Annotated in this window: 15 protein-coding genes; 12 read left to right on the forward strand and 3 right to left on the reverse strand. The window is 67.1% G+C overall.

Annotated elements, in window-relative coordinates:
* Nucleotides 1-65: 65 nt before the first annotated feature.
* On the forward strand, nucleotides 66-2165 hold the full coding sequence (locus ACP69Z_RS04485) for a TonB-dependent receptor plug domain-containing protein (protein WP_426266335.1): 2100 nt from the start codon (nucleotides 66-68) through the stop codon (nucleotides 2163-2165).
* Here the strand turns inward: ACP69Z_RS04485 and ACP69Z_RS04490 are convergent.
* Nucleotides 2162-4051, reverse strand: a complete 1890-nt coding sequence (locus tag ACP69Z_RS04490; RefSeq protein ID WP_426266336.1) for a M1 family metallopeptidase — start codon at nucleotides 4049-4051, stop codon at nucleotides 2162-2164. The genes ACP69Z_RS04485 and ACP69Z_RS04490 overlap by 4 nt on opposite strands.
* Nucleotides 4052-4171: 120 nt before the next feature.
* Here ACP69Z_RS04490 and ACP69Z_RS04495 point away from each other — a divergent pair, with 120 nt between their 5' ends.
* Genes ACP69Z_RS04495 through ACP69Z_RS04505 form a run of 3 tightly spaced genes read left to right on the forward strand, consistent with a single transcriptional unit; the run spans nucleotide 4172 to nucleotide 8560 of the window.
* Nucleotides 4172-5335, forward strand: coding sequence for a sensor histidine kinase (locus tag ACP69Z_RS04495; RefSeq protein WP_426266337.1), 1164 nt, complete (start codon nucleotides 4172-4174; stop codon nucleotides 5333-5335).
* Nucleotides 5336-5369: 34 nt separating this feature from the next.
* Nucleotides 5370-6176, forward strand: coding sequence for a LytR/AlgR family response regulator transcription factor (locus ACP69Z_RS04500; RefSeq protein WP_426266338.1), 807 nt, complete (start codon nucleotides 5370-5372; stop codon nucleotides 6174-6176).
* A gap of 50 nt (nucleotides 6177-6226) precedes the next feature.
* Complete coding sequence (locus ACP69Z_RS04505; protein ID WP_426266339.1) at nucleotides 6227-8560, forward strand: PAS domain-containing protein; 2334 nt, start codon at nucleotides 6227-6229, stop codon at nucleotides 8558-8560.
* A 102-nt stretch (nucleotides 8561-8662) separates the two neighbouring features.
* On the opposite strand, the gene ACP69Z_RS04510 is transcribed toward ACP69Z_RS04505, so the two are convergent.
* Nucleotides 8663-10993 (reverse strand): putative bifunctional diguanylate cyclase/phosphodiesterase, encoded by a 2331-nt coding sequence (locus tag ACP69Z_RS04510; RefSeq protein WP_426266340.1) that lies wholly within the window; start codon nucleotides 10991-10993, stop codon nucleotides 8663-8665.
* 56 nt (nucleotides 10994-11049) lie between these two features.
* Nucleotides 11050-12045: a 2-dehydropantoate 2-reductase gene (locus ACP69Z_RS04515; RefSeq protein ID WP_426266341.1), complete on the reverse strand. Its 996-nt coding sequence runs from the start codon at nucleotides 12043-12045 to the stop codon at nucleotides 11050-11052.
* A gap of 216 nt (nucleotides 12046-12261) precedes the next feature.
* On the opposite strand from ACP69Z_RS04515, the gene trpD reads away from it, so the two are divergent.
* Genes trpD through ACP69Z_RS04555 form a run of 8 tightly spaced genes read left to right on the forward strand, consistent with a single transcriptional unit; the run spans nucleotide 12262 to nucleotide 20806 of the window.
* The gene (trpD, locus tag ACP69Z_RS04520) at nucleotides 12262-13332 is read left to right on the forward strand and encodes an anthranilate phosphoribosyltransferase (protein WP_426266342.1); all 1071 of its coding nucleotides are present in this window, start codon (nucleotides 12262-12264) and stop codon (nucleotides 13330-13332) included.
* Nucleotides 13325-14671: a bifunctional indole-3-glycerol-phosphate synthase TrpC/phosphoribosylanthranilate isomerase TrpF gene (gene trpCF, locus ACP69Z_RS04525; RefSeq protein ID WP_426266343.1), complete on the forward strand. Its 1347-nt coding sequence runs from the start codon at nucleotides 13325-13327 to the stop codon at nucleotides 14669-14671. The genes trpD and trpCF overlap by 8 nt, the downstream gene beginning before the upstream one ends.
* Entirely contained in the window at nucleotides 14661-15845 is a 1185-nt protein-coding gene (trpB, locus tag ACP69Z_RS04530) for a tryptophan synthase subunit beta (protein WP_426266344.1), read from the forward strand. Before trpCF ends, trpB begins: the two co-directional genes overlap by 11 nt.
* On the forward strand, nucleotides 15842-16633 hold the full coding sequence (gene trpA, locus ACP69Z_RS04535) for a tryptophan synthase subunit alpha (RefSeq protein ID WP_426266345.1): 792 nt from the start codon (nucleotides 15842-15844) through the stop codon (nucleotides 16631-16633). The genes trpB and trpA overlap by 4 nt, the downstream gene beginning before the upstream one ends.
* 13 nt (nucleotides 16634-16646) lie before the next feature.
* Nucleotides 16647-17522 (forward strand): SDR family NAD(P)-dependent oxidoreductase, encoded by an 876-nt coding sequence (locus tag ACP69Z_RS04540; protein WP_426266346.1) that lies wholly within the window; start codon nucleotides 16647-16649, stop codon nucleotides 17520-17522.
* A gap of 1 nt (nucleotide 17523) precedes the next feature.
* Complete coding sequence (locus tag ACP69Z_RS04545) at nucleotides 17524-18612, forward strand: 3-deoxy-7-phosphoheptulonate synthase (RefSeq protein WP_426266347.1); 1089 nt, start codon at nucleotides 17524-17526, stop codon at nucleotides 18610-18612.
* A 2-nt stretch (nucleotides 18613-18614) separates the two neighbouring features.
* The gene (gene aroA / locus ACP69Z_RS04550; protein ID WP_426268045.1) at nucleotides 18615-19898 is read left to right on the forward strand and encodes a 3-phosphoshikimate 1-carboxyvinyltransferase; all 1284 of its coding nucleotides are present in this window, start codon (nucleotides 18615-18617) and stop codon (nucleotides 19896-19898) included.
* Nucleotides 19895-20806, forward strand: a complete 912-nt coding sequence (locus tag ACP69Z_RS04555) for a chorismate synthase (RefSeq protein ID WP_426266348.1) — start codon at nucleotides 19895-19897, stop codon at nucleotides 20804-20806. Before aroA ends, ACP69Z_RS04555 begins: the two co-directional genes overlap by 4 nt.

A 20806-nucleotide genomic window follows, 5' to 3' on the forward strand; every position in this document is an offset into this window, starting at 1 on the left:
TGATGGCTGCCGCCTGTCGGCGGACGCGGGAATGCGGCCAACTCACAAGCAACAGGGGAAAAGTCATGCGTAGCCGTTTTCACAAGGCGGGGTTGCTCGGGTTTGCGTCGCTGGCGGCGCTGAGCGCTCCCGCCCTTGCGCAGGAGGCGGCTCCCGCCACCGGCGACGCGCCGCCGCCGGTGTCGGCCCCGGCCGGGAGCAAGCGGGTGTTCACGCCCGCCGACTTCACCCGCTTCGCGCCGCGCACCGCGCTCGACATGCTGAACCAGGTGCCCGGTTTCTCCATCCGCGGCGAAGACACCAGTTCGCGCGGGCTTGGCCAGGCGTCGGGCAATGTGCTGCTGAACGGCGAGCGGATCAGCGGCAAGTCGACCGATCCGGTGACGGCGCTGCAGGCCATTCCCGCCGGCAACGTCACCCGGATCGAGATCGTCGATGCGGCCGAAGTCGACGTGCCGGGCCTCACCGGTCAGGTTGCCAATGTCGTGTACGAAGCCAAGAAGAAGGTCGGCGGCCAGTTCACCTATCGGCCCGAGTTTCGGGCCCATTATGCCGACCCGCTCTACACCCGCGGCGATGTGTCGGTCAGCGGCACCACCGGCCCGCTTGAATATACCGTCAGCCTCAAGAATGACGCCAGCCGCAGTTCGGCTGGCGGGCCGACGATCATCACGCGGGGCGACGGCAGCCTGTTCGAGACCCGCGAGGACAGCTGGACCGGCAACTTCGACCAGCCGCAGATCAGCGGCCAGTTCAAGCTGGATGGCCCCGGCTCCTCACTTGGCAACCTCAACCTCCTTGCGCGGCGCTTCAACTACCGGTTCGACGAGATCAGCCGCCGCGACCGGGCTGTCGGACCCGATCTCGAGCGGGAGCTCAGCCAGGACGAGAAGGGCTATAATTACGAAGCCGGCGCCGATTACGAATTTGCGCTGGTCGGCGGGCGGCTGAAGCTGATCGGCCTCGCCCGCTCCTCCGACGAGCCGTTCGTTCAGTCGGCGCTGCTGACCTACAACGACCTCAGCCCACGGATCGGCAGCCGCTATGTCCAGGACGGGAAGTCGAAGGAACTGATCGGGCGCAGCGAATATCGCTGGAAGTGGGGCAAGACCGACATCCAGCTATCGGGCGAAGCGGCGTTCAACAGCCTTGATCTCGTCTCCAAGCTCTACGCGCTGCAGCCAGACGGCAGCTATGCCGAGGAGCTGTTCCCCTCTGGCACCGGCAAGGTCAGCGAGGATCGCTACGAAGCGCTGGTGACGGTCGGTCGGCCGCTGTCGAGCAAGCTGTCAGTGCAGCTGGTCGCGGGCGGCGAGTGGTCGACCATCGTGCAGGAAGGCGCGGGCGGTAAGTCGCGCAGCTTCTTCCGGCCCAAGGGTTCGCTCAATTTCGCGGCGCAGGTGACGCCGACCTTCAACGCCAATTTCAAGATCATCCGCCGCGTCGGCCAGCTCGATTTCGGGCAGTTCCTCGCCCGCGTGTTCCTCGACAACGACAATCAGAATGCCGGTAATCCGGACCTCGTACCAAGCCAGCAATGGCGCTTCGAGCTGGAGCTGGCGAAGGATCTCGGCCGCTATGGCAAGACCAGGGTCAATCTCGTTGCCGCCTTGTTCGAGGACTATGTCGACATCATCCCGATCGGGCTGACGGGGGAATCGCCCGGCAATATCGACAAGGCGCGGGCTTATGCGATCGACTGGAACAGCACCTTCCAGCTCGACCCGCTGGGGATCAAGGGCGCGCGGATCAACCTGCGCGGCCTGGTGCAGTTCAGCAGCATCCGCGATCCGCTGACCGGCGAGAAGCGCCAGCTGTCGAGCTTCACCGACCGGTTGATCGAAGCCGACTTCCGCCACGACATTCCGGGCAGCGACTGGGCGTATGGCGTGAACGGCAGTTACAGCCACGTCACCCGCGCCTTTCGCCTGAACGAGGTCGGACGGCAGTGGGAAGGACCGGTGTGGCTCGGCGCGTTTGTCGAGAACAAGGACGTGTTCGGGCTGACCGTGCGGGCGTCCGCCGGCAACCTGCTCAACGCCCGCAGCCGGTGGGACCGCATCGTTTATACCGGCCGCCGCAACAGCGCGCCGATCGATTACATCGAGAACCGCAATCGCCTGATCGGTCCGATCTTCGCGCTCAGCGTCAAGGGGACCTTTTAGCGTCCGAACAGCTTGTCGAGCTCGCCCGTCACCAGCGGATGGTAGAGCGGGCGGGCCAGCGGGTAGACCCGGCGGGCGATCGGCCGACCCCAGCTCGTGTCCTTGTCGAGCGCGAGATATAGGGGTCGAACGAACTTGCGGCGGCCGTTGGCCTGCAGGAACGCTTCGATTGCCGGGACGGCCGGGTCGTAGCGATTGGCGACGGCGAGGCTCGCCCAGGCGAACTTCACCTCGTTGTTGCCGATCTCGTTAAGGCGGAACACCCGTTCCAGCGCGTCGAGGCTGGCGCGGCTCTGCTGGCGCGGCAGGCGGTTGAGAAAGCGCAGGCGCTCGTCGGTCGTCCAGCGCGCCCACGCCGCCGTCGGCAGGGTGCCGGATGCGTGCGCCGCGACCGCTGCATCCACTTCGGCAAAGGCCTGAGCATTGGCGGGCACGTTGTTGGAGGGGAGGCCGGTTTCGTAAACCCAGCGATCGAGTTGCAGCTTCTGCTCCAGCGCCGCATCGCCGCGGACGAGGTCGCGGCGGACCGCGGCCAGGAATTGCGCGCTGGTCACCGGCTGGAACGCATGGTCGTCAAACCACTTGCGCAGGAAAGCGGTGAACCGCTCGCGCCCGACCGCCGTCTCGATGGTGCGCAGGAAGGCCGCGCCCTTTTCATAGGCGATGTCGGTCATGCCGTCGTCGGGGCTGCGGCCCTTGAGGTCGATCGCCAGCCGGGTGTCGGCCGCGGCCTGGTTCTTGAGCTCGCCCGCGAGGCTGTCGAGGCCGAGCGCGATTTGCTGGTCGGCAACGCGCTTGCCGTAAATCTCTTCGACGATGCGATAGGTGGCGTAGGTGGTGGTGCCTTCGTTGAGCCAGAAGTCCGCCCAGGTCGCGTTGGTGGCGAGATTGCCCGACCAGCTATGCGCCAATTCGTGGGCGATCAGGCTGACCAAGCTCTTGTCCCCGGCAATGAAGGTCGGGGTGAGGAAGGTGAGGGTCGGATTCTCCATCCCGCCGAACGGGAAGGAGGGCGGCAGCACGATCATGTCGTAGCGGCCCCAGCGATAGGGGCCGAACAGCCGTTCCGCGGTTTCGACCATCTTTTCGGTGTCATCGAGTTCACGCGCGGCGGCGGGCAGGGTCGCGGGCTCGGCCCAGACGCCGGTGCGAGGCCCAAGCGGCTGGAACTTAAGGTCACCGATGGCGACGGCGATAAGATAGGGCGCAACCGGCTTGTCCATGTGGAACTTGAAGGTCTGCGTGCCGCCGGTGCCGGCGATGATCTCGTCGGACTTGAGACCGCTCATGACCGCGGTGAGGCCGATCGGCACCGTGATCTTCGCCGACCAGGTCTGGCGGATGCCGGGGCTGTCCTGGGTCGGGATCCAGCTGCGGTTGAGGATCGCCTGCCCCTGGCTGAACAGGAACGGCTGGCGCTTGCCGGCGGTCTGCTCAGGGGTCAGCCATTGCAGCGCTTCGGCGTCGCGCGCCGTGTAGGCGATACGGATCTTGCGCGTCGCGGCGCCGAGCTGGACGGTAAGCGGACGGCCGAGCGCCTGATCCTCGGCCCCATAGGCAAAGGCAAGCGGAGCACCGGTGGCGGCGTCGGTCACCGCGCTCACCTGATAGCCGTCACTGTCGAGCACGATCTCGCGCGCGGTGGGCTGGCGGTCAATGTCGAGCGTCGCGGTGCCGCTCACCGCCTTGGCGGCAAAGTCGAAGCGGAGGTCGAGGTCGACGTGGGTCACCCGCGCTTCGAGCGGCCGGGCATAGCTGTGCGGATCGACCGCGTCCGCCGTGGCGAGCACGGGCGAGGTCGCGGGAGCGGCCGCAGTGCCTGGGGAAAGCGTCTGGCAGGCCGAGAGGGCGAGGGCGGAAGCAAGAAGGAGGGCAAGGCGGGTCATGGCAATTCCTTTGGTTGCCAGCCCTGTAACTGCCGCTGAACGACGGGGAAAGCGCCCGTCCGGCAGCCTCGTGCACCCGGTTGCTCGCAATAGCTAAGGGGTGCGGCTATATGTCGGTGCATGGCCACCGACAGCGCCCTTCTGTCTGACCAGCCGCCGGCCCGCCGGCGCGCGCGGGCGCTGGCGCCGCGCAAGGGGCCGATCGCGCGCACCGTCGGGCTCGACGCGCCTTTTTTCGCGGACAAGAACCGCGCCTTCTGGGTGCTGCAATCGGCCGGGTGGGTCGGTTATTTCATGCTGCGCACGCTGGGCGGCATCGCCAACGAAGTGCCGGCGATGTTCGTGGTCCACACCCTGCTGCTGACCGCGACCGGCTATTCGCTGACCCTGCTGCTCGCCAGCCTCTATCGCCGCCTGATCACCATGCGGGCGATCTACACGGTGATCCTGAGCCTTGCCGCCGTGGGCCTCGCCTCGGGCGCCTTTTCGATCATCGAGACGTGGAGCCACGCGACCTTTGTCCGGCCGGGGGCGAACCCGGTCGGGGTGCAACTGTTCGGTGCGATCCTGCTCAACTTCGCCCTGCTCGCGGCCTGGTCGGCGCTCTACTATGGCATCAACTATTACCTGCTGCTGGAAGAAGAGATCGACCAGCGCACCCGGCTGGAAAGCCAGGCGTCGAGCGCGCAGTTGGCGATGCTGCGCTACCAGCTCAATCCGCATTTCCTGTTCAATACGCTGAACAGCATATCGACGCTGGTGCTGCTGAAGCAGACCGAACGTGCCAATGCGATGCTGGCGCGATTGAGCAGCTTCCTTCGCTACACGCTGGCCAACGAGCCCACCGCGCAGGTCACGCTGGCGCAGGAAGTGGAGACGCTGAAGCTCTATCTCGAGATCGAGAAGATGCGTTTCGAGGATCGTTTGCGGCCGCATTTCCGGATCGAGGCGCAGACCATCGGCGCCCGGCTGCCGAGCCTGCTGCTGCAGCCGTTGATCGAAAATGCGATCAAATATGCGGTAACGCCGAGCGAAAGCGGGGCCGATATCTGGGTCACCGCCACGCCCGAAGGCGACAGCGTGCGGATCGAAGTGGCCGACAATGGGGCCGGCGGGCAGGATGCGTTGGTCGCCACGCAATCAACCGGTGTCGGTCTGGCGAATACCCGCGACCGTCTGGCGCAAGCCTATGGCGAGCGCCACCGTTTCGCGACACGCAAGAACGAACAAGGGGGCTTTAGCGTTATCGTGGAAATTCCGCTCGACGCGCGGCCGCTCGGCTGACGCGAAGCGCGGATCAGAACCAAAAAGGACCTCAATGACCATTCGCACCATCCTCGTCGACGACGAGCCGCTGGCCACCCAGGGGCTGATGCTCCGGCTCCAGGCGCATGACGATGTCGAGGTGATCGCCACCGCCAACAACGGCCGCGAAGCGATCCGCGCGATCAAGACCCACAAGCCCGACCTCGTGTTTCTCGACATCCAGATGCCGGGCTTCGACGGCTTTTCGGTGATCCAGGGCCTGATGGACGTCGATCCACCCTTGTTCGTGTTCGTGACCGCCTATTCCGAACATGCGCTGCGCGCGTTCGAGGTGCAGGCGGTGGATTATCTCGAAAAGCCGGTGCTCGAGGACCGATTGGCAACGACCATGGAGCGGGTCCGCCAGCGCCTTGCCGAAAAGGGCGCGCAGCAGCATGCCGAGCGACTGGCCGAAGCGCTTGCCGAGCATGCTCCGGAAGCCGCCGAAGAGATTGGCGAAAGCGCTCCTGCCGCGGCGCCCGAGTCCGGGCGGTTCGAGAAGATGATCAACATCAAGGACCAGGGGCAGATCTTCCGGGTCGATGTCGACACGATCGAACGGATCGATGCGGCGGGTGACTACATGTGCATCCAGACCGGCGACAATACGCTGATCCTGCGCGAGACGATGAAGGATCTCGAGAAGCGCCTTGATCCGCGGCGATTCCAGCGGGTCCACCGCTCGACCATCGTCAACCTCGACCTGGTCCGGCAGGTGAAGCCGCACACCAACGGCGAATGCTTCCTGGTGCTGAATTCGGGCGCGCAGGTGAAGGTCAGCCGCAGCTATCGCGACGTGGTGGCTAGATTCGTCCACTGAGGAGGCACGAGGGCCGTTGCTGCGGCGTTCATGTGCGCTAGACTGCGGCAATGACGAGCAGGGGCGTCGATATTCTGACAGAAGCCATGGGCGGGTTCGACTTCAAGCGCATCCTGGGCATCGCCGATGCGCTGCCCATGCCGCTTGCGCTGATCGACCGCAACGAGTGCTATCTGTTCTGCAACCAGGCGTTGGCAGATTTCCTCGAACGGCCCCGCGGCACCATCTTGGGGCGACCGATCGGCGAAGTCATTGGCGATGACGCGTACAAGATCCGCAAGCCGCTGATCGCCGCCGCGATGACGGGGGAGCGTCAGTGGTTCGCGGCCGAATACAGCCATCCGAGCCGCGGAACGGTGGCAATCCAGACCCAATATCTTCCGCAGGTCGAAGCGGATGGCGCGGTGTCCGGTATCGTGATCCTCGTCACCGATGTGACCGAGCAACGCGTGGCCGAGCGCGCCCTGCGCGAATCCGAGGCGCGCTTCCGGCGCATCGCCAACAATGCGCCGGCGATCATGTGGGTGACCCGGCTCGACCGGCACCGCGAGTTCGTCAACGACGCTTATCTCAACTTCGTCGGCATCGCCCGCGACCAGGTCAACGCGCACGAATGGCGCGACTTCATCCATCCGGACGATTTCGAACGGGTGGTGGTGGAGAGCATGGCCGGAGAAGAGAGCCGCCGTCCCTTCAGCCTGGAAGCCCGCTACAAGCGAGCGGACGGCGTCTATCGCTGGCTGCGTTCGGTATCGAGCCCGCGGTTCGGACCCGATGGCGAGCTGATCGGCTTCATCGGCGCGGCGTTCGACGTCACGGTGGCCAAGGAGGCCGAGCGCGAGCTTCGCCAGCAGGTCGATGCCCGGACCGCGGAAGTGCGCGAAAGCGAAACGCGCCTTCGCGCCATTTTCGACAGCGTGCGCGAAGTGGTCGTTCTGCTCGAGCCCGACGGCACGGTGTTGCAGCTCAACCGGACCACCGCCAGCTGGCGCGACAAGCGGGCGGACGAGGCGATCGGCAAGAAGTTGTGGGATGCGCCGACGCTGGCGGCTTATCCCGAGCATAAGGAAGCCGTCAGCGGGGCCATCGCTCTTGCAGCCACCGGCGTGCCTGTCACCCGCGACATCATTCTCGAGAAGCCCGGCGTTCATACCGCCTATCTCGATGTATCCTTCCGCCCGGTGACGGCCCCGGACGGCTCGGTCATGTATATCCTGTTCGAAGCGCGCGATGTCACCGAGCTCAGGGCGGCGCAGGAGCAGTTGCGGCAGAGCCAGAAGATGGAGGCGCTCGGCCAGCTGACGGGCGGCATCGCGCACGATTTCAACAATCTGCTGACGGTGGTGGTCGGCGGTCTCGACCTCATCGTCCGCCGGGCCGAGGACCCGAAGCTCGAGCGCTATGCGAAGAACGCCCTGGAAGCGGCGGAGCGGGGCGCGCGGCTGACGGCGCAACTGCTGGCATTCAGCCGGGTCCAGCGGCTCGAGGTGCGGCCGACCCTGGTGGCGCCGCTGATCACCAACATGCGGCCACTGCTTCGCAATGTGCTTGGGCCGGGGATCGAGAAGAAGATCGAGCTCGATACGGCGGCGGTGCCGGTGCTGGCCGATCCGACGCAGCTTGAGCTGGCGGTGCTGAACCTTGCCATCAACGCCCGCGACGCAATGCCGGGCGGCGGGCTGCTGTCGATCGCGACCCGCTTGGTGCCGATCAGCGGCGACCCGGAAATGGACGACGGTGATTATGTCGAAGTCAGCATCGGCGACACCGGAACGGGTATGCCCGAGGACGTCGTCGCTCGTGCGTTCGAGCCGTTCTTCACCACCAAGGAGATCGGCAAGGGCACCGGCCTCGGCCTCTCCATGGTCTACGGCGTCGCGCGGCAGTCAGGCGGCACCGCGCGGATCGAGAGCCGGACCGGCGAGGGTACGACCGTGCGGCTTTATTTCCGGTGCGCAAAAGGCGCCGAGATCAGCGGCGGCGCCGATGCGGCAGCGGCTGAGCGTCCTGCCGAGGCGCCGGAGCAGGCCGCCCGCGTGCTGGTGGTCGACGATGATCCGGACGTTCGCGGCTTTGTCGTCTCCAGCCTCGAGGACCTTGGCTATGAGGTGGCCGAAGCGTCGGACGGCGAGGCTGCATTGGCCGCATTTCGGCGCGAGGTGCCTGACCTCGTCGTGCTCGACTATCTGATGCCCGGTATGTCGGGCGCCGATGTCGCGCGCGAAATGCGCGGCGCACGGCCGGCGCAGCCGATCCTGTTTGTCTCAGGCTATAGCGAAACCGACGCGATCCGCGCCGCGGCGCCCGGAGCGGCCTTGCTGTCGAAGCCCTTCCGCTCCGAAGCGCTCGCGGCATCTGTTCGCAAGGTGCTGAGCGAAAGCTGACGGCTGCTCGGGCCTCAGGTCCGGCGCGCCAGACAGTCAGTCATCGCGAGGCCCCGCAGCAAGGTGATGCTGTGGTGACGACCAGCTTTGTCCCTGCCCCACTCAGCTGGCGAGCTTGCGGGCGTCGAGGCCGAGGACGAGCTGGTTGGCGCGCTCGTAGGACAAGGGCTTGCCGAACAGATAACCCTGGATCGTGTCGCAGCCGAGCTGGCGCATGCGCTCGAAATCCTCGGCGGTTTCGACGCCTTCGGCGGTGACCGACATGCGGAAATCCTTGGCGAGCTGGACGATCGACTTGATGATCGCAACGTTGCCCGGGCGGGTGCCCGCATCGCGCACGAAGCTGCCGTCGATCTTGAGCTTGTGGAACACGGCCTTGTTCAAATAGCCGATCGAAGAATAGCCGGTGCCGAAGTCGTCCAGCGCAATGCCGACGCCGAGCGAGCGGAGGCGGCCGAGGATGTCGAGGCTCCGGCTCGAGCTGTCGAGGAACACGCCTTCGGTGACCTCAAGCTCGATTCGATTGCCCGGTAGCTTGTGGCGCGACAGGGCCTGGCTGACCACGTTGGGCAGGTTGGGCAGGATGATCTGCTTGGGGCTGACATTGAGCGCGACGGTGATCGGCTCGGGCCAGCTCGCGGCGGCGCGGCAGGCTTCCTCGATGATGAGTTCGCCAAGCGGGCCCATCAGGCCGCATTCCTCGGCCACCGGGATGAAGACATTGGGGGGCACGAAGCCGCGGCGCGGGTGGTTCCAGCGGACCAATGCCTCGAACCCGACCAGCTTCTGGTTCTTGGCGCTGACCAGCGGCTGGAAGGCAAGGTAGAATTGCCGGCTTTCCAGCGCGGCGCGCATGTCGGCTTCGAGGCGAACCCGGTCTTCCTGCTCGCTCTGCAGTTCGGAGCTGAAGTAGCGAACCACGCCGCGGCCGGCGTCCTTGGCCTGGTAGAGCGCAAGATCGGCCTTGAGGATGAGATCGTCGACGGTGGCGCCGTCGATCGGGCCGAAGGCGCAGCCGACTGAGACGCCGATGCGGATCTCGACGCCGTCGATCGAGTAAGGCTCGGCGATGGCGACGATGATGCGCTCGGCGAGCTGTTCGACCTTGCGGCGGCTTTGCGCGTCCGGGACGACGATGGCGAATTCGTCACCGCCGAGGCGCCCGACGTGGCCGTCGGTGGAAACCTCGTCGCACAGTCGCTTGGCCACCGCTTGAAGGACGGCATCGCCTTTGGGGTGGCCGAAAGTGTCGTTGACCGGCTTGAACCCGTCGAGGTCGAGGAACATGATGGCACAGGGCACATTGCCGGCGGTGGCACCGCGTAGCGCTTCGCCGAGCAGCTGGCGGACGCGGCCGCGATTGGGCAGGCCCGACAGCACGTCGACATTGGCGAGGTGGGTCAGCCGTTCCTGCGTGTGGCGGACGTCGGTGATGTCGAGACCGACGCCGCGGAAGCCTTCGAACCGGCCGGCGGTATCGATGATCGGATCGCCCGACAGCGAGATCCAGCGATTGCCGCGCGCAGTGCGCAGCTCCATTTCGAGGTTGGTAAAGGGCTGCTTGTCGAGGAGCACCCGGCCAAGGTCGGTGTGGGCGCCGAGCAGGCTTGGCAGCGAATGGCCGAGGATCTGGGTCGAGGGCTTGCCGATCAAGGCGCCCATACGGCTGGAGATGTAGCCGACGCGGTTTTCCGCATCGACCTGCCACAGCCAGCCCACACCGCGCTGCTCATATTCCTGCAGCAGCAGGGAAGCGCTTTCGGACTGCGAGCCCATGTCGGCATTGGTCTTGAGCTGCCCGGAAGCCCAGCGCGCGACGGTGAGGATGCCGATGATCGAGACGCCGAGCACGAACAGCATGGCAAGGAGCTGCTGGAAGGCGACGGTGGACTGCATGAACACGAGCGCGATGAACATGCCGACGGTGAAGGCGCTCATCCAGGCGACGGCGCAGGCGAACACCACCACCAGGCCAAGCCCGGCGATGCCGACTCCGGCGATCAGGGTGCCGGCGATGATCTGCCCGCTGGTCGACAGCGCCGGGAACAGGTAGACCGGGAGGCTGAGCCACACGAGGGCGCGCGCAACGACGTCGCCGATCATCATCCACAGCGGCACCGAGTGGCCGGCACGACCGACACAGGTGACCGCCTGGCTCTGGCTCCAGCGCATGGCAAGGAAGTTCACCAGCCCGACGATACCGGCCCAACCCAGCAAGAGGCTGGCTTCCACTGAGCCCCACAGGGCGGCGGCGAACAGCACGGCGGCGGCGATGTTGGTGAGGGCGAAAAATGGCGCGAGCTGGCCGCGGGCGATCAGCTGCACATCCTTGAGCGGCGAGGCGGGATCGCTGTCACGCGCGATCCCGGCTGATTCGCCATCGGGCAGCCGCGCAGCAATCATGCGCTTGTAGCGGTCTGGGGCTTCGTACATCGGCTCGCTGACACTCCTGAACAAACGGGAGGTAGAGCGTCGGGGTTGAGACGGAGTTAAGAACGCCGGCGAAGCAGAGCGGCTGGATCGAGCCGTGGACTGCCGGCAGCGGCAGCTTCGGCAGCGCGGATCGCTTCGGCGATACGGTGATTAACGGGAGCCGCGAGGCCGAGCGCGGCGGCCTTGGCGATGACGGCGCCTTGCAGTTCGTCGATCTCGGTCGGACGGCGGCGCTCGAGGTCATCCCACATCGACGAGCGGGCAGAGGCGTCGATCCGGACGCCGCGGCGGCTGACCAGGCGGAATAGGACATTCGGCAGGCGCAGGATGCGCGGGAAGCGGGTCACCGGCACTTTGCCCAGGCTCCAGGGCTGGATACCCTCGGCCTGAAAGACGGCGAGCGCCTCGTCCTGTGCGGCGGCAAGGATCAGGCGCCAGCGTCGGTCGGCGAGCTGTTGGCGCAGGGTGAGGCCCGACAGGGCGTTCAGCGCATTGTTGAGATTGTAGACGAGCTTGCCCGCCAGCACCGCCGCCATGTCGCCGTGCGCGATAATGTCGAGGTGCGGGGCGACCAGCGGCGGAGCGCCGGCTTCGATCACCAGCGGTCCCGACGTGCCGCGATGAAAGCAGCCTTCGCCCTGATGAAGGACGTTGAAGCTGACCATGCCGGCGTAAACCGCACGATTGGACAGCGCGGCGCGGAGGATGGCGGCGTTGGCGAGGCCGTTCTGGAGACTGATCACCGCGGCCGACGGCGGCGCGTGAGTGGCGATGAGGGCCGCCATCTCGGCAGTGGCGCCGCTTTTTACCGTAACGAGCACGAGAGCGGCATCGGCAAGCGCCGCCGCGGGGTCCGTCTCGACCTTGAGGCGGGTTGGTTCGAGCTGTTCCCTCCACCCCTCGAAGCTGGTGAGGGTAAGGCCGTGCGTGCCGATCTCCTCCGCGATCCGCGGACGGGCGAGCAGCACCACTTCTTCGCCGCCAAGCGCAAGGAGGCCGCCGACAAAGCAGCCAATGCTTCCTGCGCCCGCAATGACGATCCTGCCGCTCACAACGCGACGGTGCGCCAGCCTCAAGCGGTTGACAAGGCGGGCGCTTGGCCGGAAAGACGCGGACGTGACCCGGAACTGGCATCACTGGCGGAACAACAACACGGCGGCGCGATGGCGCTGGCGGTAGGCCACCTGCACCTGCCACCAGCATAACCAAACCAGATGCGACCCGCCCTTACCCGGCGGGTTTTTTGTTGTTCCGACGAGGCCGCTTTCATGACCCCCACCGCGCATTACACTGCTGTCATTCCTTCAACCCCGCCGGTCGACGCCGGCCCCGTCCCCAATCCGCTGCCGCGCCTGCTCGCGGGAGAGGATCTCTCCGCCGAAGACAGCCAGCATCTGTTCGAACGGCTGGTGCTGGGGCGGCTGGAGCCGGGCGAGATCGGTGGCATGCTGATCGCGCTCCGCATGAAGGGTGAGACGCCCGAGGAGATGATCGGCGCGGCGCAGGCCTTGCTGGCGGCGGCGACGCCCTTCGAACGGCCGGACGGGCTGTTCGCCGATTGCTGCGGCACCGGGGGAGACGGATCGGGGACGATCAATGTGTCGACCGCGGCGGGTTTTGTCGCGGCTGCAGGGGGGCTCAAGGTCGCCAAGCATGGCAATCGGTCGGTGTCGAGCAAGTGCGGGTCGGCCGACGTGCTGGAGGCGCTGGGCGCGCGAATCGAGCTCGACCCGGCGAGGGCGCGAGCCGTGCTCGACGAAAGCGGTTTCACCTTCCTGTTCGCGCCGGCCTATCATTCGGGAATGAAGCATGCCGCGATCGTGCGGCGGCAGCTCAGCGTCCGGACGGTGATGAACCTGCTCGGCCCGTGCGTGAACCCGGCGCGGCCGCCGGTGCAGTTGCTCGGGGTGGCGGATGCGAAGATGCTGCGGCGGATCGCGCAGGTGTTGGAAGCGCTCGGCGTTGAAAAGGCGTTGGTGGTGCACGGTAGCGGCCTCGACGAAGTAGCGCTGCACGCCGAAACGCGGGCGATCCGGCTGGCAGGCGGTGAGCTGGAGGAGATCATCCTCAAGCCCGAGGACGTCGGATTCGAGCGAATGCCGCTGAGCGCGCTGGAGGGTGGCGAGCCCGGCGACAATGCCGAGCGCCTGCGCGCGCTGCTAGGCGGTGGTGGGAGCGAGGCCGAGCGGCAGGCGGTGGCGCTCAACGCTGGCGCCTTGCTGTGGACGGCCGGGCTGGCGCCGGGCTTTGCCGAGGGCGCGGGCCGGGCGATGGATCTGCTGCGATCAGGGGCGGCCGGGCGGAGGTTGAACGCTTTCATCGAGGCGACCCATGGCTGACGTCTTGGGCGAGATCGTCGCCAACAAGCGGGCCGAAGTGGCCGATCGGCTGCGCGGCTTCGATTCGAGCGGGATTGCACCGACCAAGCGGAGCCTGCGCGCGGCGCTGAGCCGGCCGGGCGCGCGGTTTCTGATGGAAGTGAAGCTTGCCTCGCCGTCAGGCCATCGCTCGCCGCATTCGGTCGAAACGGCCATCGCCGCTTATGCCGGGGTTGCGGACGGGGTCAGCTGCCTGACGGACGAGCGCTTCTTCGGCGGCTCGTTCGCGGCGCTGGAAACGGTGCGGGCGCGCTTCGACGGTCCGGTGCTGGCCAAGGATTTCGTGGTCGATCCGCGCCAGGTCGCCGAAGCACGGCGGCATGGTGCGGACGCAGTGCTGTGCATGCTGTCAGTGCTTGGCGACGATGAAGCGCGCGGCGTGATGGCGGAGGCCGAGCGGCTCGGCATGGATGTGCTGGTAGAGGTGCATGACGAGGCGGAGCTCGCCCGCGCCCTCGGGCTCGGCGCGTCACTGGTGGGTATCAACAATCGCGACCTGAAGTCGCTCACGACCGATCTGGCAGTGACCGAGCGGCTGGCGACACTGGTACCGGATCATGTCACGCTGGTCAGCGAATCCGGCGTTGCCACGCGGGCTGATGTCGAGCGGCTGGGTCGCCATGCCGATGCCTTTCTGGTCGGATCCTCGCTGATGGCGGCGGATGACGTGGGCGAGGCGGCAAGGGCGCTGGTGTTCGGACGGGTCAAGGTGTGCGGCCTGACCCGCGACGAAGATGTCGCGGCCGCCGCCTGTGCCGGTGCGAGCCACGCGGGGATCATCCTCGTGCCGGGAACATCGCGTGCAGTGGGCAGCGAGCAGGCTCGCAGGCTGGCGCAAGCGACGCGGCAGGAGGGACTGAAGCCGGTGGGCGTGTTCCGAGACGAGGCGCCGGATGCCGTTGCTCGCCTAGCAACCGAGCTTAAGCTGGCAGCGGTGCAGCTTCACGGGAGCGAGACGGAGGCGACCATCGACAAAATTCGCGGCGCCTTCGCCGGCGAAATCTGGACGGCGGGCTTTGAAGAGCGCGGCGGCGACCGGCTCCTTTTCGATTCGCCCGGCGGCGGCACTGGCACCACTTGCGACTGGAATGCGGTTGCGGAGCACCCGGCGAAAGATCGCGCTTTTCTCGCCGGTGGGATCGGCCCCGACAATGCCCACGCTGCGCAGAAGACCGGTGTTTACGGCCTCGATGCCAGCTCGCGGCTGGAGAGCGCGGCCGGCATCAAGGATCACACAAAGCTGCAAGCGCTGTTCGACGCGCTGCGGCTTCCGGACCGGAGAAATACGCATGAAGCATGACGGACGTTTTGGCCGCTTCGGGGGCTGCTTCGTGCCCGAAATCCTGGTGCCGGCGCTGGAGCAGCTTGAAGCAGCGTTCCTCGAGGCCGAAGAGGATGCGGGCTTTGCGGCCGAGCTCGAGGAGCTGCTCACCACCTACGCCGGGCGGCCGACGCCGCTGACCCGCTGCCGAAACCTTGGCGCCGGGACCAGCGCGCGCATCTACCTCAAGCGCGAGGACCTGCTGCACGGCGGCGCGCACAAGACCAACCAGGTGCTGGGCCAGGCGCTGCTGGCCAAGCGGATGGGCAAGACGCGGCTGATCGCCGAGACCGGCGCGGGCCAGCATGGCGTGGCGACCGCGCTCGCCGGGGCTCTGTTCGGGCTCGAGACCGAAATCTACATGGGCGCTGACGATGTCGCCCGGCAGCAGCTCAACGTGTTCCGGATGGAGCTGATGGGCGCCAAGGTGGTGCCGGTCACCGCTGGCGGGCGGACATTGAAGGATGCCGTTAATGAAGCGCTGCGCGATTGGACCGCGAGCTTCGCCAACACCCATTATCTGCTCGGAACTGCCGCCGGGCCGCATCCCTTCCCGACCATGGTTCGCCAGTTCCAGCGGGTGATCGGCAAAGAAGCGCGCGCGCAGGTGCTGGAGGTGGAAGGCCGTTTGCCGGACGTCGTCACCGCCTGTGTCGGCGGTGGCTCCAACGCGATCGGCATGTTCGCAGATTTCGTCGGAGACGAAGGCGTGCGGCTGGTCGGCTGCGAGGCAGCGGGCAAGGGCCTGTCGGGCCACGAGCATGGTGCGACCATCCTCAAGGGCACGCCGGGAATTCTTCACGGCACCGAGACCTTGCTGCTGCAAGATCGCGACGGGCAGGTGGCGGATACCTGGTCGGTCTCGGCCGGGCTCGATTATCCGGGCGTCGGGCCGGAGCATGCCTATCTCAAGGAGAGCGCGCGAGCGGATTATGTCGGTGTGACCGATGCGGAAGCGCTGACCGCTTTCCAGGCGCTGGCGAGGTCCGAGGGCATCATCCCGGCCTTCGAAAGCGCCCACGCGATCGCCTTCGCGATGGCCGAGGCTGAGCGAGCCCAGAAGGACACCGTGATCGTGGTCAACCTGTCGGGCCGCGGGGACAAGGATATGGCGAGCGCCGTCAAGCTGTTGAAGCCGGAGGCCGCGCTGTGAGCCGCTACAGCCAATTGTTCGAGCGGCTGAAGCAGCGGAACGAGGGTGCGTTTGGCGCCTTCCTGATGCTCGGCGATCCCGACAAGGAGACCAGCGCGGCGCTGCTCGACGCCGTGGTCGAGGCGGGTGCCGACATGATCGAAGTCGGCATTCCCTTCAGCGATCCGGTCGCCGACGGGCCGGTGATCCAGGCCGCGTCCGAGCGTGCGTTGGCATCGGGTATGCGGGTCGACGACAGCTTCGACCTGATCCGGGGCCTCCGCGACAAGCATCCGGCGGTGCCGATCGGCATCCTCACTTATGCCAACATCCTTCATGCACGGGGCCGCGAGCAGTTCATGGCCGATGCGGCGACGGCGGGAGCAGACTCCGTGCTGGTCGCCGATGTGCCCAGTCTTGAGGCAGCACCCTACAGCGCGGCGGCCAAGGCGGCGGGGCTGGAGCTGGTGATGATCGCGGCGCCCAACACGCCGCCGCCTGTGCTCGGGCGGATCGCGGCCATGTCGGGCGGCTACACCTATTGCGTGGCGCGGGCCGGCGTGACCGGGACCAGCGACAGCCTCGCGCTCGATCACGATGCCTTGTTCGCCGGTCTGGCCGAGGCGGGAGCGCCCCCGCCGGTGCTCGGCTTCGGCATCTCGACTCCCGACCAAGTCCGCGACGCGCTGGCGAGCGGGGCGGCGGGAGTGATCGCAGGCTCAGCGCTGGTGAAGTGCGGCGCGGACACCGAAGCACTCGGCAATCTTGTCACTGCGCTGAAGCGCGCTACTGCCCTCTCGAACGCATAACGAGGGATCGCACATGGCCGTTTCGCTTGCAGGTCGCACCGCCATCGTCACCGGCGCCGGGGGAGGCCTTGGCCGCACCCACGCCCTGCTGCTGGCACGGGCCGGTGCCAAGGTCATCGTCAACGACATTCCGCAGAATATCGCCAATGCGGAAAGCGTGATGGAGGAGATCAAGTCGGCCGGCGGTCAGGCGACGGCGTTCGGCGCGAGTGTGACCAATGAAGAGGCCGTCGCCGAGATGGTCGCCAAGGCCGGCGCGGTCGACATTCTCGTCAACAACGCCGGCATCCTGCGCGACAAGAGCTTCGCCAAGATGACGCTGGACGACTTCCGGCTGGTGATGGACGTGCATCTGATGGGCAGCGTCATCTGCACCAAGGCGGTGTGGGACGGCATGCGCGAGCGGAACTACGGTCGCATCGTCATGACGACGAGCTCGAGCGGGCTGTACGGCAATTTCGGGCAGTCGAACTATGGCGCGGCGAAGATGGCGTTGGTCGGCTTCATGCAGACGCTCAGCATCGAGGGCGCGAAGAACAATATCCGGGTCAATTGCCTGGCGCCGACGGCGCGCACGGCAATGACCGAGAACCTGCTGCCGCCCCAGGCGCTGGAGCTGCTCGGCCCCGAATATGTCAGCCCCGCGCTGCTGGCGCTGGTCGCCGAAGACGCGCCGACGCGCACCATCCTCGCGGCCGGAGCACAAGGGGTCGAAGCGGCACAGATCACGCTCACCAAGGGGATTTCGATCAAGGGGCTGGACGATCTCGAGGCGGGATCGGTGATCCTCGACAAGCTGGGCGAGATCGGCGATCTCAAGACCGCGACCGTGCCGGCAAGCGGGATGGAGCAGGGCCAGATCGAGCTCGGCAAGGCGCTCGGCGGCTGACATGAGCGGCGGCTGGCATCCGGCCCTCTGGCGCTTGTCGCCTGCGGCGCAGCAGCCGGTCTATGCCGATGCCGCCGCGCTGGCCGCAAGCGAACGGGCGCTGGCGGAGGCGCCGCCATTGGTGACGCTGGAGGCGGTCGAGGCTCTCCGGGCTGAGCTGGTCGAGGCAGCAGCCGGGAGCGCCTTGCTCCTTCAGGGCGGCGATTGTGCGGAGACCTTTGCCGAGGCGGACGTGGCGGGCCTTGCGGCCTTGTTCGATCGTCTGGCCGGCGTGATGCCGCTGCCGGCGGTGCGGGTCGCCCGGATCGCCGGGCAATATGCCAAGCCGCGAACGATCGAGGGCCGGGTATGGCGCGGGGAGATCGTCAACAGCCGCGACGCGCTGGAGCCCGATCCCGCACGGCTCACCCAAGCCTATCAGCATGCGGCGGCAACCGTCAGGCGGCTTCCGGCCGGGCTTTATGCCAGCCACGAGGCGCTGCTGCTTCCCTACGAACAGGCGCTGGTCCGCCGCGCCGAGAACGGCCGCTGGTGGAGCGGGTCGGGTCACATGCTGTGGCTCGGCGAGCGCACGCGGCAGCTGGACGGCGCGCATGTCGCCTTTGCCATGGGCTTGGCGAACCCTCTGGGAGTGAAGCTCGGCGCGGTCGGCGCTGATGAGCTTAGGGCTCTGGCCGATCGGATTGACCCGGTGCGGGAGCCTGGGCGCCTGACGCTGATTGTCCGCATGGGTGCGGAGATCGACAGCCTTCTCCCGCCGTTAATGCGCGCGCTTCGCCAGGACGGGCGCCAGCCCCTGTGGGTCAGCGATCCGCTGCACGGCAACACGAGCCGCGGCGGTCCGCGCAAGGTCCGGCGGCTGGCCGATGCCGTGCGCGAGGTCGAGGCATTCACCGCCATTGCCCGAAGCGAAGGAGTTCATGCCGGTGGACTGCACCTCGAGATGACGCCCGACGACGTCGCGGAGGTGACGGGGGGTCTGGAAGGCGAAGGCTGGACCAGCGCCTGCGATCCCCGGCTCAACCCGCGTCAGGCGGCGGCAGTCACGGCTGCCTTCGCTGCCGCCCTTGGCCAGCGGAACGCCGCCTGAAACTGCGTTCCGCCTCGTCCCAGCCGCTTTCCGGCATCTTCGAGGTGCCCGGCGACAAATCGCTGTCGCACCGGGCGCTGATCCTTGGCGCGCTGGCTGAGGGCGAGACGGTGATTGCCGGACTGCTCGAAAGCGCCGACGTGCTGGCGACGGCCGAGGCGCTGCGGGCATTCGGGATCAGGGTCGAGCGGTTTGGGCCGGGGCGGTGGCGCGTGATCGGTGGGCCGTGGAGAAGTCCCGAACAGCCGGTCGATTGCGGTAATAGCGGAACGGCGGTGCGGCTGCTGATGGGCGCGGCGGGCGGCCGGGGCGTGCGAGCGACTTTCGCCGGTGATGCTTCGCTGTCAAAGCGGCCGATGCGGCGAGTGACCGGGCCGCTCGAGGCGATGGGGGTGCGGATCTCAGGCGGCGACAGGTTGCCGCTGACGGTCGAAGGACCAGTGACGCGCGGGATTGCGCACCTCAATGTGCCGGCAAGCGCGCAAGTGAAATCGGCGGTGCTGCTGGCAGGGCTCGGCACCGACCAGCCGGTCGAGATCGCCGAACCGATGCCAAGCCGCGACCATAGCGAGATCATGCTCGGCGAGTTCGGGGTTGAGGTAGAGCGCAGCGGGCCACTCATCCGGCTGGGCACCAAGCGTACGCTCGACGCGCGTCTGGTCGAGGTCAGCGGCGATCCCTCGTCGGCGGCATTTGCGCTTGGGGCGGCGGCCATCGTGCCCGGGTCCGAGGTGACGGCGAAGAACGTTCTCCTTAATCCGCACCGGTCCGGCTTTGTGATGGCCTTGCAGCGCATGGGCGCGGACCTGGCGATGGCCAATATCCGTGGGCGCGGCGGGGAAACGATCGGCGACGTGCGGGTGCGCTTCGGGCCGCTGTTCGGGGCCGAGTTCACGCCTGAGGAGATCCCCTCGATGGTCGACGAGATTCCCATACTGGCGGTGGTCGCCGCCGGCGCACGCGGCGAGACGCGGATCGAGGGGCTCGACGAGCTTCGTCACAAGGAAAGCGACCGGCTGGCGCTGATGGTCGAGGGATTGACCGCGTGCGGGATTCATGCACGGTCCGAGGGTGATGCGCTGGTCGTTCAAGGTGGGCAAATCGCTGGCGGGGCGACCGTCCGGACCGAGGGCGATCACCGGATCGCGATGAGCCATCTCGTGCTTGGCCTCGCCGCCGAGCAGCCGATCATGGTCGACGAGGCCGAGATGATCGCCACCAGCTTCCCGACCTTCCGCGAGGCGATGCGGGGGATTGGGGCCAAGATCGACGAGGTGGCGGCATGAGCTGGAACAGCTTCGGCCGCCTGTTCCGCTTCACGACCTGGGGTGAGAGCCACGGGCCGGCGATCGGCGTGGTGGTCGACGGCTGCCCGCCGGGGCTCGCCCTCGATGAAGCGCATGTGCAGGGCTTTCTCGACCAGCGCCGACCGGGAACGGGCAAGAATGTCTCGCCGCGGCAGGAGCCCGACCGGGTGCGGATCCTATCGGGTCTCTACGAGGGGCGCACGACAGGCACGCCGATTGCGATGCTGATCGAGAATGTCGACCAGCGGTCGAAGGATTATGCCGGCCTGCCGCCCCGCCCCGGTCATGCCGACGCGGCGTATGATGGGAAGTACGGTTTTCGCGATCCACGTGGCGGCGGCCGAGCGAGTGCGCGCGAAACGGCGATGCGGGTGGCAGCGGGCGCTGTAGCGCGGCTGGTCATCCCCGAGGTGACGGTCACCGCTCGCGTGGCGGAGATCGGGGGTGAGGCCGACCCAGCGCGCTGGGAAGCGTTGCTGGACGAAGCCCGTAGCAATCAGGACAGCCTCGGAGCGATCATCGAATGTGTCGCGGAAGGCGCGGCGGCCGGCTGGGGAGCGCCGATCTATGCCAAGCTCGACGCCGACCTCGCCGCCGCGGTGATGGGGATCAATGCGGTCAAGGGCGTCGAAATCGGCGAAGGCTTTTCCGCCGGGCGGGCGAGCGGGCGGGCGAGCTTGGCTGCCATGCAGTCGAGCGGTATTGATGGTGGCATCTCAACCAGCCACCCCATCCGCCTTCGTGCGGCGTTCAAGCCGACCAGCAGCATCGGCATCGGCGGGCGCCATGACCCCTGTGTCGGAATTCGAGGCGCGCCGGTGGTGGAGGCAATGGTCGCGCTGGTGCTGGCTGACCACAAATTGCTGCACCGGGGTCAGTGCGGCTGA

Source organism: Sphingomonas sp. LHG3443-2 (genome assembly GCF_049896405.1).
In the GTDB taxonomy this organism is placed as follows: domain Bacteria; phylum Pseudomonadota; class Alphaproteobacteria; order Sphingomonadales; family Sphingomonadaceae; genus Sphingomicrobium.